The sequence below is a fragment of the Pseudomonas helleri genome (assembly GCF_001043025.1).
Lineage (GTDB): Bacteria > Pseudomonadota > Gammaproteobacteria > Pseudomonadales > Pseudomonadaceae > Aquipseudomonas > Aquipseudomonas helleri.
The window spans coordinates 13616-29277 of record NZ_JYLD01000017.1 but is presented as its reverse complement, the minus strand read 5'-3'; the positions used below and the strand labels follow the sequence as shown (position 1 = coordinate 29277).

Below are 15662 nucleotides of genomic sequence, written 5' to 3'. Positions count from 1 at the left end.
GCAAGGGTGTGCGCCGAGGCTGCTGCTGGAGCAGCACAGCAGTAGCAATGATTTTTTGGGCACATTTCGACGTTTGTCGGCGCAGTGGATTTTTGTGTTTTCGGGACCGCCCCAGGCGCTGAAAAAAGCGCATGATTGCGCGTGCCGCCATCGCCGAGCGGTCATCCATGGAAGGGTTGTGCGCATGCAATCGCCAAGTGCTGAATACACCGATCCACCCCGCTGGTTCGTGCTGGCCAAGATCAATGCGCTGTCGGTGCTGTCGCAGATTGTGCAGATCGGCACCATCACGCCGCTGCTGTCCATGTCACTGGAGCAGCGAGGCGTCAGCGCGGCGAAAATCGGCGTGGTGGTCAGCGCTTCGTGGATCGCGATTTTGCTGCTGTACAAAATCGTCCCGCGCGTTTTGGGTTCACTCGGCCTGGTCAAGGCCAACGTGCTGAGCGCGCTGCTCACCAGCCTGGCGTTGCTGGGCATGACATTGACTGAGGATCTGGTGCTGATCTTCGGCCTGAACTTTGTGCTGGGCGTGGGGTTGATCTTGCGCTGGATCGCCTGCGACACCTGGATCGTTGCCGTGTCGTCGCGCGACGGCCGCGGGCGAGCCATTGGCGTGCATGAAACCCTGATGGGCCTAGGCATTGCGATTGGCCCGTTGCTACTGGTGGTGTTCGGTGTTGACGGCGCGCTGCCGTACTACGCCTGTGCGGCGATCGTGCTGCTATCGGGCGCGCTGGCGCTGACCCTCAAAAGCCACGATTCGCAGCCGCAAACACCGCAAGAAAAAGCCCATGGCAAATTCTACGGCCTCATCCCCATCGCCTTGGGCGCCGCCTTGATTGCAGGGTTTGCCGAAACCTCCACGGTGTCGTTTCTCGCGCCCTACAGCCTGGCAGCGGGCTACCCGCTGACGGCCGCGACGCTGCTGATCTCCGTCTTCGGGCTGGGCGGCACCTTGCTGCAACTGCCCATCGGCTGGATGGCCGACCGCAGTTCCTACAAAACCGCACAATTGATCTGCGGCCTGCTGCTTTTGCTGGGCACCTTGGCCATCCCCTTCAGCCAGCCTTTGCCGTGGCTGGCGGCGCTGGTGGTGTTTGTCTGGGGCGGAGCGATTGGCGGCATGAACACCGTGGCCGTGATCGAAGCCGCCGACCGCGTGGGCAAGCATCAAGTGTCGACCGCCATGACCGCGATTGCGCTGTTCTACACCTTGGGCGGCGTACTGGGCCCTATCGCCACCGGGGCCGTGGCGACGTATATCAGTGATCAGGCGCTGATGCTGTGCATCGCTGCCGTGGGGGTTGTATTTGCCGCAATGCTGGTGTTTCGAAAAGCGTAATAGTGCGCACGAAAACCTGTAGGAGCGAGCTTGCCTCGCGATCTTTTGATCTTTTAAAAGATCGCGAGACAAGCTCGCTCCTACAGGGGTGTTGGGGTTAGCGGAACATCAGTGATTGATGCGCCGCCGCGCCGGTTCGCGCGCCATCACCCACGGCAATGGCCACGTTGCCAGCGGCCACGGCTGCATCGCCACAGGCAAATACGCCTGGCACGCTGGTTTCGCGGGTGGCATTGACCTTGATGAAATCCCCCATCGGCCCGGCCTCGAACTCGCAGCCCAGTTGCATGGGCAACGGGCTGGCCATGTGCATGTGCGGCTGGGTAAACACGCCTGCCAACTCAACCACACGCCCGCTGGCCAGCGTTAAATCCGCGTGGCCGCTGATGGACACAACCCGCTCGCGTTCCAGCGTTACCCCACGTTTTTCCAAGCTGGCCAGTTCTTCGGCGTCGGGCTCAAACACACCATTCAGAAACAAGGTAGTCGGCCCCCAATCCGGCAGCATCAGCGCCTGATGCAACGCCACTGGCGTGGCTGCCAGCACCCCGATCGGCCCGCTGTCCAGTTCATAGCCGTGGCAGTACGGGCAGTGAAATACATGTTTGCCCCAGCGCTCTGCCAGCCCCGGGATTTCTGGCAGGACATCGACCATGCCGGCGGCGATGATCAAGCGCCGCGCCGCAAAGCGTTGTTCGTCGGCCGTCACCACGGCAAACCCTTCAGCGCATTGGCCGGCCTTGACCGCCGATTGATCGATCCACTCGACCGTCGGGTACGCCAGCAATTGCGCCCGCGCCTGAGCGGCAATATCGCCAGGGGCGCGGCCGTCCTGCCCGAGAAACCCGTGCGAGTGCTGGGCAAATCGATTGCGCCGAAGCCCCGCATCAATCACCAACACCTTGCGTCGTCCCCGCGCCAGTTGTAAGCCCGCGGACAGCCCGGCATAGCTCCCACCCACAATCACTACGTCGTAAACCATGATCACGCCTCACGTTATCTCTTCGACCCCTCGAAGATTTCTCGATACAACGTAAGTTACGTGAAGTGGGCGTGTCAACACTCTCGTAACTTTTAGTGTGGCGAGCGATACTCTGCGCACCTTCACGCCTGAAATGAACGCCCATGAGAAACGACACCCGCCTGTCCCGCATGCTGCACGTCCTGATCCACATGGCGCGCCACGAACACCCGGCGACCTCCGACACCCTGGCGCAGATGCTGGGCACCAACCCCGTGGTCATTCGGCGCACCATGGCCCTGCTCAAGGAGCAAGGTTACGTACGCTCAGAAAAGGGCCATCGCGGCGGCTGGACACTGGCCAAACCGCTGGCGGACATGACCTTGCTGGACATCCACGAAGCCCTCGGCTCGGCCTCGCTATTCGCCATTGGCCTATCCACCGACCACCCGGAATGCCTGGTTGAACAAGCCGTGAATGCCGCCCTGACCGATGCTTTCGATGCCGCTCAAGCACTGCTGATCGAACGCCTTGGCAGTGTGACGCTGGAGCAATTGGCGGAGGATTTTGAGGCGCGTTTTCAGAGTTTGGGGCGGTGTGAGGTGGGAGGTACGGCGCAGTGATGCGGGGTACTTTCAGGGCCGTTAAACGACGTTAAGATCGTCGCCTTACAGCCCCTGTATTGGGAGTGTTGAGTGGCGGCACTCAGAGGACGGGGTTACAGGTCTTTTGCCAGGTAAAGCCGGTGAGACGCTGCAATTTGGTCGATAAGCGCGTCTGGAACCTGCGCCTTGGTCGCAAAGGTTTTCCAGCGACTGACGGCTGAACCGACCTTTTTGATGACTGTTCGCGGATTAAAGTTGGCTATATGAGTCGCGACCCTGAGCAGGTCGTCGAGCACAAAGTCATCCCGCTTTCCGTTGAGTGTCATTTGGTGTTTGGCAGTCCAGTCTCCGTTGGGATTGTAGGACCAGCAGACGTCGTAGGCTGGCGTCAGTTTCCAGATACCGTCGCGCCAGACCATGAACGCAATGTTGCGCGTATGGTCATCCTGGTTGCGCGCCAAGACATTGAAAACCATGCGCCGGTAGAGCTCAATTTGCTCAAGACGACTCAGCTCCAGATCACGACATACCATCAGGGCTGATTCATAGCTGTAACTACCAGGGGCGTTGTAGTCAGCCTGATCCATTGCACACAGGGTTTGCACGTGCAGCTTGTCGCCGTCTTCCATTCGATCGAAGCGCTTTGTCATGAAGTGAGACCGCGCCCCCTCTTGTAGCAACCTGCACTCGGTCATCTCGATCCCGGCGGCCTTGGCCATCAGGTGGTAGGCATACTCGACTTTACCGAATCCTTGCGGGTCACCCAGTGCGTTCTCTTTTTGGTCGACATCAAACTTGAGCAACCAATAGCTGTAGCCTTCTGGCGCCTGAATTTGACCGGAGCAAATCTCACCGCTTTTTTCATTGAGGGCAATAATGGCCTTGGCCCGTGCGCCGCCAGCAGATGAGCCAATTTTAAACAGACTTTTCAACGCCTCGTCTTCGCGGTCTGTTTGGGGGGCGAGCCGCAGGCCGTCGAGTTGGTCATGGCGGTCAGCCAGAATCTTGCCGGCAAGGTCGACCAGTGCGTCTATCTGCAGGCGTTCAATAGTGTCTGCGGGCTTCAATGCAGCAGGCTTGTATTCAAGGGCTCCCATGCCGCGGCTACCTATGTAGAGCAGGCGCTCGACCGGAGTGAAGGTCTTGGGGTCCCGGTTTTGGGTGGCCAGCCAGCTATCGATCACTGCATTACCGAAGTCGTCCGGTAATGAATCAGACAAGCATGGCGGCAGGCGTTTGAACGATTTGTCTGGAAGCGATGCAAATTCGTAGATCACTTCAGGTTCGGCTCGCATCGTAAGCGGGGCGAGTTGCAGGCCGATCAAGCAAAACTCTGGCTCAAATTCAAACGTGCCGGTCGGCACCGGACGTGTTTCGTCCCAGAGAACGGCGCCTACTTTCCTGTCCCAGATCCATACCTCAGCGACTTTCGCCATGGTCTTTTCTCGTTGTTATTTTAGGGAAGAGCAGTTTGCCTGTAGTGCTGCCCGGATACTTCTGGCTTACATCCTTTGATGCATTTTTTGGGCGGCCTTTAGCTCTGAGGCGCAAAGAAGGGGTTTTAGACGCTGCCAAAGGGCTGGCTGGCGCAGGACTAGTCAGCGCTATAAGCAGTTCCAGAGCATTGAGTTCTCTTAACGCCGCAATCAGGACGGCAAGGGTGCCTTTGCCTTTTTCAAGTTTTTGCAGGGTCGGCGTACTGACACCGATGGCTTCAGCCAGTTGTTCCTGGGTGGTGTTTTTGCGCAATCGACGCTCACGGATGGCTTTACCCAACTGAATGGCAATGGCTTCGTCAGACATGCGTTGAATACGCATAAGGTAAATAATCCTTTGTGTAATGGCTGCTTTGAGCTTTAAGCCAAATATTTGTTTGTATTGTAGGCCATAGAAAAAGAGGCCTTCTATTTAATGCAAATAAAAATTTATGTTGTTGGTCATTTTTTGGGTTTGTACAAAAAATTATTTGTATTGTCCTACTCGTGCTATTGCGCAAAATACCGGCTCGGAACCTCACCCAAAACTTTGCGAAACACGCTGGTAAACGCGCTGGGGCTGCTGTAGCCCAAGTCAGTGGCGACCCGTGTGACCGGTTCGCCGTTGCCCAGGCGCACTACTGCGGCCAATAAGCAGGCTTGCTGGCGCCATTCAACAAAGCTGATGCCGGTCTGTTGGCGAAACAGTCGGGTGAAGGTGCGGCGGCTCATGCCCACTTGTCGGCTCATGTCGTCGATCCCGATGTCCAGTGACGGTTGCGCCAGCAGGTGGCGGCAGGCACGTGCAAGCCGGGGTTCGTTGGGCAGGGGCGCGTTGAGGGACAAGGGCGGCATGGCTGCGATTTCGTGCAGCAACAAGCGCATCAGCAGGTCCTCACGCTGGGTCTCGTCGTACAGTGCAGGGATGTCCTGGGCTTGCAGCAATAACTGACGCAGCAGAGGCGAAACGCCGAAGACTTGGCAGTGGGCGGGCAGGGCGAGTTGCCCGGCGGCCGGGTTGGCAATGTACGTGTTGAGCATGGTCACCGGCCCGGCCATGGTCATTTCGTGAGCCACACCCGCCGGCACCCAGATCGCCCGTTGCGGCGGCACCACCCAGTTGCCTTGACCGCTGAACACGCTGATTACGCCGCAGGCGGCATAGGCAAATTGCCCGCGTTGATGGGTGTGCAGTGCAAAGTGCTGCCCGTCCGGGTAGTCATTGGCCGTGACGACAGCATCGCGGGGCGTGTTTTCGTAAGGATCTATGTTTATTTCGCGCATGGCCCGAATTTAATGAATGTTGACCTTGGAGTGCAAGCGGGCCATGTCGCGTATTGCGCATAGTGACGTCCAGCGGGTGCAGACAGGCATTCGCGTTGACGACTGGACGCCATTACGATGCAAAACAAACACCTGGCCTTGGCCATCGCCGTGACGGCGATGTGGGGGCTTAACTTTCCCATCACCAAACTGGGGCTGGCGGCCATTGATCCGCTGTTGCTCACCGCGCTGCGCTTTACGCTGGCGGCGCTACCGTGGGTGTTTTTTATCAAGCGACCGCCCATCGCCCTGAAATGGCTGGCGGCGTATGGATTGATTTTCGGCGTGGCGATGTGGGCGCTGATTAACCTGGGCATTGAGATGGGCGTGCCGCCGGGCACCGCTGCTCTGTTGATTCAGTTCAGTGCGTTTTTCACGTTGGGCTGGGGCGTGTTGCTGTTTGGTGAGCGGTTGAGTGTTGGGCAGAAGCTGGGTGTAGGGCTCGGGGTGTTGGGGCTGATCAGCATTATCCTGAGCAGCCCCGGCCATGGGACGACCGTGGGCTACGGGTTGCTGGTGGTGAGTGCCTTTAGCTGGAGCGTGGGCAATATCATCATCAAGCAGTCGAAGGTGCGGGAGATCTTTGCCTTTGTGGTTTGGGCCAGTCTGTTCCCGCCGCTGCCATTGCTTGCGCTCACGTGGCTGGCACACGGCAGCGCGCCGTTTGTCAGCGTTGTTTCGCACGTTGAGTGGGTGGGCGTGTTGTCGCTGTTGTTTCAGGTTTATGTCGCCACGCATTTTTGTTACTGGGGCTGGAATGTATTGCTCAGGGAATACCCGGTGTCGAGGGTGGCGCCGTTGTCGTTGTTGATTCCGGTGTTCGGGGTTGTGGGCTCGATGCTGATGCTGGGCCATCGGGTAGGTGCGAGCGAAGCGGTGTCGCTGGGGGTGATGTTGCTGGCGCTGGTGGTGGGGATGGTGAGGTGGCCGCGATTGTTTGCTGGCCGGACGTAGCCACTTTGAATGGCGGTCCTGCGGCCCGCATCGCAGCCTTCGTGCCTCGTCAGCTCCTACAAAAGCTGCATGAACCCTGTAGTCGCTGCCGAAGCATGAGGCTGCGATGGGTTGCGAAGCGACCCTGAGTGGCGGGCTACAGGGATCAGGAAGAAAACGCCCTGGCGGTCTGTGTTGCCGGGGCTGGGCGTTTGAACGAGTGTTGCCAGTCCAACTGCGCCTGGACCACGGCGACTGCGTCCAGCACTTGCCGGGCCCAGTTTTCGTCTTCAGGGTGAACCACGACAACGCGGAAACCGTGGTCCTGACCTTCAAGCCTCACGCCTTCGGAGTCATCCACATGCAGGTCGATATCGAAGGCCGATGGTAATTTCGACGGGGCGTTTGACAGCCCGCGAGCGGCCAGCGCAAGGCTGTGGCGGTCACTGTTGACCACGCCGTCAACGCGGATGCCGTACAGCATGAGCCAGCGCTTGATGTAGGCCGGGGTGCGGCCGGACGAGGTGTAGACCCAAATGCTGCAGCCCTGGCGACGCAGTTCTCGGATGAGGGCGCGGGTGCCGAAACGCAGCGGTTCACCCAACCAGCGATGGACGCAATCGGGCAGGCGGCTTTGCTCGACGTCGCAGTGGTGAAGCTGGCAGGCGAGGGTGTCATCGATATCAAATGAAATACGCACGCGTTGGCGTTTTTGCAGCGATGTCGGGAGGCTGGCCTGGACGGCCTGCTTTAATCGACCGACCACCGTAGGGCCGTTAGCGAGGGTTGATTCCTTGTTCATCAGTGCCTTCCTTGAATGACGGTCAAGGGTTTGTCTTTAAGAAAAAACTTTCTGGGAGCCGGTGATTGATCTTCCAGGAAAGCGGCGTACTTCTTCTTGATCTTGGGCAATTCATACAACGCTCTGACGCCATGTTTGGCCGAATTGCGTATGACCGATGACGGGTTGAAATAGCCTTCGGCGTTTTCCAGTGTCAGTACAAACGGCGGCAAGCCTTCGCGCATGAGCAAATAGCTGACGATCAGTGAACCGCTGCGGTGATTACCTTCGATAAACAATTGCGGCTCGCTGAGGATGCGTACATAGACCCCGGCCGCACGCTTCCAGACGGATTCGTTGCGATGCGCGCCGTACCAGTTGAACAAGTCCTTTATGCCTCCCTCAACGTTGTTGAAGAAGTGCTCCTCGGTCGCCAACAGGTGCTGAGCGTATTCCAGGCGCCGCTGCGGGTCGCTGCCACACAGTACGGTCGCATTGATCTCCAGCATCAGGTTGAGTTGCTGAAGGTCAAACAGGTCGACACCCCGAGCGACATAGTCATCAATCAGCGCATAGCCTTCAAGCACATTGTTGAGCACTTCGTCGGTCAGCGGATCGCGCTGCTCGGTAAAGTGCCGGCTGAGCTCGGCAAAGCCGCTTTGAACCTCACGCAGTGAGTGTTCAATGGCTGGCAGATCAAGACGACGCGATGCAGGCATTGGTATCCCTGAAAAACAGTAAAAAACACGTTGAAACAAACCGATGCCCGCTGACGTGCGGGCGCCTGTTAATCAGCTGAACTTGCCGGTGATGTAGTCACTGGTCATTTGTTCGCGTGGGTTATCGAAGATCTGGGTGGTAGGACCCATCTCAACCAGATAACCGGTACGGGTGCCCTGGGAGATATCCACCGAGAAAAACGCCGTGGTATCCGCCACTCGAATGGCTTGCTGCATGTTGTGGGTCACCAGGGCGATGGTGTAGTCCTTTTTCAGCTCGACCATCAGCTCTTCCACACGACGGGTCGCGATCGGGTCGAGTGCCGAGCAAGGTTCATCCAGCAGCAGCACTTCTGGCTCGGTGGCGATGGCGCGGGCGATGCACAGACGCTGTTGTTGACCACCGGACAGCGACAGGCCGCTGACCTTGAGCTTGTCCTTGACCTCATCCCACAACGCGGCGCCTTGCAGGGCGTGTTTGACGCGGTCGCCAATGTCGCCCTTATAGCGGTTGAGGCGCAGGCCGAAGGCGACGTTGTCGAAGATGCTCATCGAGAACGGGTTCGGCTGCTGGAACACCATGCCGATGTAGCGGCGTACCACGACAGGGTCTACGCCCTTGCCGTAGACGTCCTGCCCGAGGAAGTGCACATGGCCTTCAAAGCGGAAGCCTTTAACCAGGTCGTTCATGCGATTGAGGCTACGCAGCACGGTACTTTTACCGCAGCCAGACGGGCCGATGAAGCCGGTAATCTTGTTCTTTTCAATCGGCACATGGCTGTCACGGACGGCCAGGAAGTTGCCGTAGAAAATCTTGTCCAGCTTGCAGTCCATGACCACCGGGGCCTGGGTGATAAACGGAGCGGCTATTTGCGCAGTTGATACGTTCAAAATCAGGTGCTCCCTATCTCAATACTTGGGCTTGCCGAAAATACGGCTGACGATATTCACGAGCAGTACGATCATCACCAGCACCAGCGAAGCTGCCCAGGCAAGTTCGAGCTGGTTGTCAAAGGGCATGCCAGAGAAGTTGTAAATCAGTACGGCAAGCGAGGCCGTTGGATTCATCACCGCCAGGCTGCCGTCGTGGTAGATCCAGTAGTTGCTGAACAGTGCGGTAAACAGCAGCGGCGCGGTTTCACCGGCGGCGCGTGCGACGGCGAGCATCACACCGGTCAAAATGGCCGGCAGGCCGGTGGGCAAGACGATTTTCCAGATGACTTGTGAGCGGGTGCAGCCCATGCCGTAAGCGGCGTCTTTCATGATCTTGGGCACCATCTTCATCGACTCTTCAGCCGTCAGCACCACGATTGGCAGCATCAACACGGCCAGTGCCACGCCACCGGCTGGCGCCGAGTAGGTCCCGGTGGTCATCACCACCAGCGCGTAGGCAAATACACCGGCCAGAATCGACGGCAGGCCGGTGAGCATTTTGGCGGCAAAGCGCGAGGCGTTGGCCAGCTTGCTGTCCGGGCCCAGCTCAGCGAGGAACACGGCAGCCAGGATGCCGACCGGCACCGCGATGGCAGCGGCGATACCGACCATCACAAACGTACCGGCCAGGGCGTTACCGAAACCGCCGCCGGTCTCAAAACCGGTGGGTGGCAGCTCGGTGAACACTTCAAGACTCAGGCGGGCACCGCCGCGGGTGATCAACATATAAAGCACGGAAATCAGCGGCACACTGGCCAGCAGCGCGCCAAACCACACCAGCGTGGTCAAAATCAGGCTGCGCAACGAGCGGCCTTCGAGCCGACGTTGCAGGCTTGGCAGCGCCTTGGTAGGGGACGTGAGGTTTGTCATTACTTATGACCCCGCTGGGCGTAGAGCATGATCATGGAGCCGAACACGTTAACCAGCAGCGTGATGAACATCAGCACCAGGGCTGCGTACATCAGCACTTCGATCTCGTTAGGCCCGGCTTCAGGGAAGTTCAGTGCCAGCAAGGCGGCCAGTGTATTGGCCGGCGCAAACAGGGACAGTGAAATATTGTTTGCATTGCCTACCAGCATCGCCAGGGCCATGGTTTCACCCAGCGCACGGCCGAGGCCGAGTACCAGGGAGCCGAAAATACCGGTGGCGGCCGATGGCACCATCACCTTGAGAATCGCTTCCCAGTGGGTGGTGCCCATGCCGTAGGCGGCTTGCTTGGTTTTCATCGGGACGGCGGTGAGGGCGTCCTGCGAAACAGCAGCAATGGTCGGCAAAATCATGATTGCCAGTACCAGTGCCGCGGGGAGAAGTCCCGGCCCGCTTAAAGAGGTGCCGAAGAAAGGAATCCAGCCCAGCTCAGTGTTCAGCCACGCGGTCAGCGGGCGAATGGCCGGTATCACCACGTAGATGCCCCACAGGCCATACACCACACTCGGGATGGCGGCGAGCAGTTCTACGATGGTGCGAAACACAGCAGCCAGTTTGGCTGGCAAAAAATCCTGGGTCAGGAAAATCGCCATGCTGACGCCGAACACGCCTGCGATCAGCAACGCGATAAAGGCACTGTAAAGCGTGCCCCAAATAGCCGGCAGAATGCCGTATTTGCCTTGGTTAACGTCCCAGACACTGCCGAAAATCACGTCAAAGCCGTGCTTTTCCATGCCGGGAAGGGCCTTGCGTCCTACCTCGAATACCAAGGCGAAGACCAACGCCAAAATCAAAACGACCCCTATGCGAGCGAGTGCACGGAAGGTGCGATCAACCAGAAAGTCCTTCGTGGACGGTGGTTGGCAAGCAGAATCCGGATTAACCGGTACGACAAATGGTGTATTCATTGGCTAATTCCGGAGCTGGGGGGACACTCTCCCGGCATGGCAAGCGCCTGCCGGGAGAGACCTCACGCGTGTTACTGGATGTTGGCAGACGCTTTGCGAACTTGATCAACAACCGACGGTGGCAGCGGGATGTAGCCCATCGAGTCAGAGATTTTCTGACCTTCAGTCAGGCCGTACTCAACCATTTCACGCATGGCTTTGGCCTTGGCCGGGTTTTCGTTGTGCTTGCGGAAGATCATCCAGGTGTACGTGGTGATCGGGTAAGACTTGGCACCGTCCGGATCTGGCAGCCAGGCCACCAGGTCTTCTGGCATCTTCACCGCAGCCAAGGCTTCGGCGCCGCTTTCAGCGTTAGGCACAACATACTCGCCGGCCTTGTTTTGCAGTTGAGCGAAGTCAACTTTGGCCAACTTGGCGAAGCCGTATTCGATGTAACCGATGGCGCCTGGAGTCTGACGAACGGTGGCAGTCACACCATCGTTTTTAGGCGATTTGATGAACTTGTCGCTGGCAGGCCAGTTAACAGTGTTGCCTTCACCCAGGTCTTTTTTGAACTCAGGGTTGATAGCAGCCAAGTGCTTGGTGAAGACCGCGGTGGTACCGCTGGAGTCAGCACGCACCACCACAGTGATCGGCAGATCCGGCAGCTTCAGGCCAGGGTTGGCGGCAGCGATCAGTGGGTCGTTCCACTTGGTGATCTTGCCCAGGAAGATGTTGGAGTACACATCACGTGGCAATTTCAGCTCTTTCGGGTTGCCTGGCAGGTTGAACGCCAAGACGATTTCACCGGCGGTCATCGGCAGCAATTGCACGCCTTCGGCCACTTTGGCGATGTCTTCTTTGCTCATTGCCGAGTCGCTTGCAGCGAAATCAACGGTCTTGTTCAAAAAGTCCTGAACGCCCGCACCGCTGCCCTTGGACTGATAGTCCACGGTGACACCAGGGGTTTTCTTGCTGAAATCTTTAAACCAGGTCAGGTAAATCGGAGCCGGGAAACTGGCACCGGAACCTGTCAGACGTACGCTCTCAGCAGCAAATGCCGCCGACGTAGCGCAGAGAGAAACAGCAACAGCCAGTGCAGCAGACTTCATTAAGCTTTTCATCAAAGAAATTCCGTGTGAGATCGGGCCCGAGAACTTTGCAACAATCGTGTGACACTTTTATGAACGCCGATTGTTCTTACAGGGTCATCAGCACCCTGGGTGTCCCTCGATCTGGGTCCTTCGCACACTGAAACGGGCGAGTTACTTCACTCCCATGCTTAATTCCTAATGGTGGAAACTGCTGCTTTGATCGACGCTAGGGCGCTTTGAGGTTGGAGACTAGACGGGTGCGCGAAGGTGGAAATGCCTGAATGTCGACATTAATTAACCTTTATCGTTTGTGCTCGCCTGTCTCGCTCCGGGCTCTCCAAACATCTCGCAGGTGGGTGCGTAACGCTTTTAAAACAGCGGACTACTGAGACACAGAGGCCGCAGACGCCCAAAAACTGCGTTATCGTGAGGTTATGGCTTTGTGCTAGCATCCCCGCGCGAAGCGAATTGTCGGCTCGCCCAGGAATTCAGTTAAGGATGACGCACGTTGAAACCCATCAGAGTGCTGCAAGTGCTGGCCAGGCTGGTGACTCGCAGCCTGTTGCTTGTGCTGCTGTGCAGCGCATTCGGCGCGCAGGCCGACCAGGAGATCGGTCGCTTTAATTCGGTGAGCGGGCCTTTCAGTCACATGGAAACCCCGACTGGCCGAGCGTATTTGAACCTGCACCAGCGCAAAATGCAGGTGCAACTGCCGGACGACTGGCGTGAAAGCACCGTCGAAACCACGATGGAGCTGGACGGCGACACGGCGGTGGTCATGAGCTACCGCACTGCCCAGTGCGATTCGCAAACTGCGCTGGTGGTGATCTCCGGCAAGTCTGTCTGGGGCCCCTATCGATTGGGCGGCTGTGGCGACATTCTGGCCTTCCAGCGCAGTGAGAACGGCGAGAACTTTGTCGCCATGCAGATGAATGGCCAGCACTCCGAGGCTTGGACCTACTCTTCGAAAGATAAAAACTTCCGTGGGCCGATGAAGATCGACCTGCCGGGGCTGCTGCTTGGCCTGTCCAAAGCCAAGCCAGCGATTGACCCCGCACCGGCGCCCAAGCCTCCAGTGCCCCCTAAGCCTGTGCCTGCACCTGCCCCTGCGCCCAAGCCCATACCCAAATCGAAGCCCAAAGAGGCGATTGCTTCTACGCTGCCGCAGCCGGTGGCGGATGCTGTCGTCGAACATGCTCAGGCGACTGCGACACCCCGGCGCCGACTGGTGATCAATTTGATCTCAAGCGCGGAGCCCGGGCTTTGACCCGCCTCACACCGAGTGGGTTGATGCACTGGCTACGCGAAGACAAGAACCCGCTGCCTCGGCATCAAGAGCGTGTACTGGTTGTGGTGATGCTGACCCTGACGCTGCTGTACCTGATTGTCGAAATGGGTTTCAACGCCCGTTTGCTGGATGTCGTCGGTGGTCTGGCCAGCCAGCATCAAGTGGAGTCCATCGAGGTTTACGGACGCTTGATCGCCGGCACGGCGGTGGCCCTGCTGGGGTTGGGGGCGGTGCTGAAAAGGAGTTTGCGCCAAGGCTGGAGCCGTCTTCGCACAACGATCTGTGCGCTTCTGGTGATCGTCGCCTGCATCGGCACCACGTACTATGCGCAATTGGCATTGGTCAATCACCTGGTGGATCGCTCGACGCCCGATGAGCGCGCGCGTGCGGCCTTGGGTGTGCCGGCGACGTACTTGGTGAGGCACGACGATTTCCAACTGGCCGGTCTCAACCTCACCGGCGAAGAGTTGCAGAGCCCCGAGGGCAAGACCCTGCTGGCGACGTTGCCCAATATGCTGCTGTCGGCAGATCACCTGATCGAAAAAATCAAACCCCAGGCTCAGCTGTTTTTCGAGTTGTTCGCTGAAACCGTGCGCGGCAACGTTGCGGTTAATTATCGCCACTACCAAGACTCCCTCGCCGAACTGAACGAGAGCTATCGCCAGTACCAATTGGGCAGTAGCCGTTACCTGGAGGCGATCAGCGCGGCCTCTATCGCCCGGCGCCAACAGCAGGCCTGGAGCGATTACGAGCAGAGCCTTAAACAACGTAATCGCCGCCTGACCCCCAACAATGTACCCAGGCGCCATGCCAACACAGTCCGCCAGTCGCTGCGCGAGAAGGGTATCGCGGTGGACGACGATTGGCGCCCCAATGACCGTGCGGGTTTCAATCGGGCCGTGGCCAAGCGCGTGCAACTGGATGCCCGCAGCGCCTATGCCTCCGGGCTGAAGTCGGTCGACCGATGGATCGATCCGGGCTTGCCGCGCGGGCAGTTTTTTGCGCAGTTGCCGATTCAGAACAAATGGCGCGATGCTTTGCATTTGCCCTACATGATCACCTTGCAACCCGACCTGTCACTTGGCGGCTTTGAGCAGACCGTGTACCGGCCGACCATTAGCCATGATGCCAAACAGTTAATCGAAGATCGCCTGGTGGACCCGCAGAGCTACCGCGACAGAGGCGAAAAGGCGCAGATCGGTCGTGACAGTTACCGGGCGCTGATTGTGCCGATGATCGCCCTGTTGTTTTCCCTGCTCGGCGCCTTTACCCACATCTTCAAGTGCCTGGGGTTCTTCGGGCGGGCGCTGTGTTATGTGCCGCCGAGGCTCTACATGGCCGCCTTCGCCGGCTATGCGCTGGTGGTGCTGGCGGTGCCGATGCTCTGGACCAACAAGGTGACCGAACAACCGCTGTTTCTCGACCTCAAGCGCCAGAACGGCTCCACGCTTGGGGTAATGGGCTGGCTCATTGCCCACAGTGTGCAGTGGACGGCGCAGGTCCAGCCGGTGTTTTACCCGCTTAACGAACGGGTGCGCCTGCACCTGCTCGGGGGCCTGTCCTACGGGTATCAGCCTCAATGAATGCTCATTTTCACTCTCGAAAGGAATCGCCCTTGTCACGTGCACTTGTTGTATCGACCGTGTTGCTCGCCTGTAGCGGCTTGTTGTTGAGTGGCTGCCAAAACTCGCCCGTGGGCAGTACGGCGGTCGGTGGTGTGCTCGGTTGCATTGGCGGCGCGGCGATAGCGGCCGGTACGGGTGGCAATCCTCGCGTCGGTTGCGCCATTGGTGCGGCCTTGGGCGCGCCGACCGGTTACTACGTGGGCCGCCAAAAAGACCTGGAAAACGCCCGGCAAGCCAAGGCGGCCATCGAGCGACAGTCGGGCGATGTCGCGGTGGTGCAGTTGACGACCCGCCAGGAGGCGGTACCGGCAGACAAGCGCAACGACGTTGGCGCGGCCAGTGTCGAAAGCATGGACTCGATGCAGGTCAACGTCCCGCAGGCCCTGGTGAAAAAACGCGACAAACGCCTCAAGCAACCGCTGTCGCAAGTGGGCAACTACGTGTCCAGCGCCAGCAGCAACGCCAACATCGTCGTCACCACCCGCAGTAAGAGCGACTTCAACTACATCGTCGCCAACATCAAAAAGGGCTACAACGGCAAGGTCACGCCTGACAAAGTGACCTACGAGTACCGCGAGTTGACGCGTGGTACCCAATCGGCGATCCAGGTGGTGCCGAACGCTCAGGTGTAAGCGGGCTGGGCAGGTTTGCCCTCAAGTAAAAAAAGGCACTGGTGAGCAATCGCCAGTGCCTTTTTTTGCCTGTTTGTGGCCTATCAATCCGCTATTAGCCCATCTGTATTACTTACCCCGTACTCGCGCACTGATAC

At 58.5% G+C, this 15662-nt stretch carries 16 protein-coding genes; 6 read left to right on the top strand and 10 right to left on the bottom strand.

The features are described 5' to 3' along the window. The first annotated feature begins 184 nt into the window (after positions 1-184). The gene (locus TU84_RS21965) at positions 185-1342 is read left to right on the top strand and encodes an MFS transporter (RefSeq protein ID WP_048372896.1); all 1158 of its coding nucleotides are present in this window, start codon (positions 185-187) and stop codon (positions 1340-1342) included. 97 nt (positions 1343-1439) lie between these two features. Here TU84_RS21965 and TU84_RS21960 read toward each other — a convergent pair whose 3' ends face one another. Then, positions 1440-2324 (bottom strand): NAD(P)/FAD-dependent oxidoreductase, encoded by an 885-nt coding sequence (locus tag TU84_RS21960; protein WP_048372886.1) that lies wholly within the window; start codon positions 2322-2324, stop codon positions 1440-1442. Between the two features lie 143 nt (positions 2325-2467). Here TU84_RS21960 and TU84_RS21955 point away from each other — a divergent pair, with 143 nt between their 5' ends. Beyond that, positions 2468-2926 (top strand): Rrf2 family transcriptional regulator, encoded by a 459-nt coding sequence (locus tag TU84_RS21955; RefSeq protein WP_048372885.1) that lies wholly within the window; start codon positions 2468-2470, stop codon positions 2924-2926. Between the two features lie 95 nt (positions 2927-3021). On the opposite strand, the gene TU84_RS21950 is transcribed toward TU84_RS21955, so the two are convergent. From TU84_RS21950 to TU84_RS21940, 3 genes are all read right to left on the bottom strand, one after another. Continuing rightward, positions 3022-4344: a type II toxin-antitoxin system HipA family toxin gene (locus tag TU84_RS21950; protein WP_048372884.1), complete on the bottom strand. Its 1323-nt coding sequence runs from the start codon at positions 4342-4344 to the stop codon at positions 3022-3024. After that, a complete protein-coding gene (locus TU84_RS21945; protein WP_174479345.1) occupies positions 4328-4711 on the bottom strand; it encodes a helix-turn-helix domain-containing protein in 384 nt (127 codons plus the stop codon). The genes TU84_RS21950 and TU84_RS21945 overlap by 17 nt, the downstream gene beginning before the upstream one ends. A 182-nt stretch (positions 4712-4893) precedes the next feature. Further along, positions 4894-5667 carry an AraC family transcriptional regulator gene (locus tag TU84_RS21940; RefSeq protein WP_048372880.1) on the bottom strand — a complete coding sequence of 258 codons (774 nt, stop codon included), beginning with the start codon at positions 5665-5667 and terminating at the stop codon, positions 4894-4896. Between the two features lie 117 nt (positions 5668-5784). Between TU84_RS21940 and TU84_RS21935 the strand changes: the two genes are divergently transcribed. Further along, the gene (locus TU84_RS21935; protein ID WP_048372873.1) at positions 5785-6660 is read left to right on the top strand and encodes an EamA family transporter; all 876 of its coding nucleotides are present in this window, start codon (positions 5785-5787) and stop codon (positions 6658-6660) included. A 145-nt stretch (positions 6661-6805) separates the two neighbouring features. Here the strand turns inward: TU84_RS21935 and TU84_RS21930 are convergent, their stop codons facing one another. From TU84_RS21930 to pstS, 6 genes are all read right to left on the bottom strand, one after another. Then, on the bottom strand, positions 6806-7441 hold the full coding sequence (locus TU84_RS21930) for a hypothetical protein (RefSeq protein ID WP_048372871.1): 636 nt from the start codon (positions 7439-7441) through the stop codon (positions 6806-6808). Next, a complete protein-coding gene (locus TU84_RS21925) occupies positions 7441-8139 on the bottom strand; it encodes a hypothetical protein (protein ID WP_048372868.1) in 699 nt (232 codons plus the stop codon). Before TU84_RS21925 ends, TU84_RS21930 begins: the two co-directional genes overlap by 1 nt. Positions 8140-8211: 72 nt before the next feature. After that, positions 8212-8973, bottom strand: coding sequence for a phosphate ABC transporter ATP-binding protein PstB (gene pstB, locus TU84_RS21920; RefSeq protein ID WP_019410462.1), 762 nt, complete (start codon positions 8971-8973; stop codon positions 8212-8214). A 75-nt stretch (positions 8974-9048) separates the two neighbouring features. Then, positions 9049-9942, bottom strand: coding sequence for a phosphate ABC transporter permease PstA (gene pstA / locus TU84_RS21915; RefSeq protein ID WP_048372866.1), 894 nt, complete (start codon positions 9940-9942; stop codon positions 9049-9051). After that, positions 9942-10907 (bottom strand): phosphate ABC transporter permease subunit PstC, encoded by a 966-nt coding sequence (pstC, locus tag TU84_RS21910; protein WP_048372864.1) that lies wholly within the window; start codon positions 10905-10907, stop codon positions 9942-9944. The genes pstA and pstC overlap by 1 nt, the downstream gene beginning before the upstream one ends. A gap of 71 nt (positions 10908-10978) precedes the next feature. Next, positions 10979-12010 (bottom strand): phosphate ABC transporter substrate-binding protein PstS, encoded by a 1032-nt coding sequence (gene pstS / locus TU84_RS21905; protein WP_048372862.1) that lies wholly within the window; start codon positions 12008-12010, stop codon positions 10979-10981. Between the two features lie 478 nt (positions 12011-12488). On the opposite strand from pstS, the gene TU84_RS21900 reads away from it, so the two are divergent. From TU84_RS21900 to TU84_RS21890, 3 genes are read left to right on the top strand one after another with little or no spacing between them, the layout of a single operon-like run. After that, positions 12489-13247: a hypothetical protein gene (locus tag TU84_RS21900; protein WP_048372861.1), complete on the top strand. Its 759-nt coding sequence runs from the start codon at positions 12489-12491 to the stop codon at positions 13245-13247. Beyond that, a complete protein-coding gene (locus tag TU84_RS21895; protein WP_157403817.1) occupies positions 13244-14851 on the top strand; it encodes a hypothetical protein in 1608 nt (535 codons plus the stop codon). The genes TU84_RS21900 and TU84_RS21895 overlap by 4 nt, the downstream gene beginning before the upstream one ends. 32 nt (positions 14852-14883) lie before the next feature. Beyond that, complete coding sequence (locus tag TU84_RS21890) at positions 14884-15525, top strand: glycine zipper domain-containing protein (RefSeq protein WP_157403816.1); 642 nt, start codon at positions 14884-14886, stop codon at positions 15523-15525. Positions 15526-15662: the final 137 nt, after the last annotated feature.

Excerpts from the sequence above, each read along its gene's own strand:
- TU84_RS21945 (WP_174479345.1), bottom strand. The coding sequence starts at position 4,711 with ATGTCTGACGAAGCCATTGCCATTCAGTTGGGTAAAGCCATCCGTGAG.
- pstS (WP_048372862.1), bottom strand. The coding sequence starts at position 12,010 with ATGAAAAGCTTAATGAAGTCTGCTGCACTGGCTGTTGCTGTTTCTCTC.
- TU84_RS21965 (WP_048372896.1), top strand. The coding sequence starts at position 185 with ATGCAATCGCCAAGTGCTGAATACACCGATCCACCCCGCTGGTTCGTG.
- TU84_RS21930 (WP_048372871.1), bottom strand. The coding sequence starts at position 7,441 with ATGAACAAGGAATCAACCCTCGCTAACGGCCCTACGGTGGTCGGTCGA.
- pstA (WP_048372866.1), bottom strand. The coding sequence starts at position 9,942 with ATGACAAACCTCACGTCCCCTACCAAGGCGCTGCCAAGCCTGCAACGT.
- TU84_RS21950 (WP_048372884.1), bottom strand. The coding sequence starts at position 4,344 with ATGGCGAAAGTCGCTGAGGTATGGATCTGGGACAGGAAAGTAGGCGCC.
- TU84_RS21955 (WP_048372885.1), top strand. The coding sequence starts at position 2,468 with ATGAGAAACGACACCCGCCTGTCCCGCATGCTGCACGTCCTGATCCAC.
- TU84_RS21960 (WP_048372886.1), bottom strand. The coding sequence starts at position 2,324 with ATGGTTTACGACGTAGTGATTGTGGGTGGGAGCTATGCCGGGCTGTCC.
- TU84_RS21925 (WP_048372868.1), bottom strand. The coding sequence starts at position 8,139 with ATGCCTGCATCGCGTCGTCTTGATCTGCCAGCCATTGAACACTCACTG.
- TU84_RS21940 (WP_048372880.1), bottom strand. The coding sequence starts at position 5,667 with ATGCGCGAAATAAACATAGATCCTTACGAAAACACGCCCCGCGATGCT.
- TU84_RS21935 (WP_048372873.1), top strand. The coding sequence starts at position 5,785 with ATGCAAAACAAACACCTGGCCTTGGCCATCGCCGTGACGGCGATGTGG.
- pstB (WP_019410462.1), bottom strand. The coding sequence starts at position 8,973 with ATGGACTGCAAGCTGGACAAGATTTTCTACGGCAACTTCCTGGCCGTC.
- pstC (WP_048372864.1), bottom strand. The coding sequence starts at position 10,907 with ATGAATACACCATTTGTCGTACCGGTTAATCCGGATTCTGCTTGCCAA.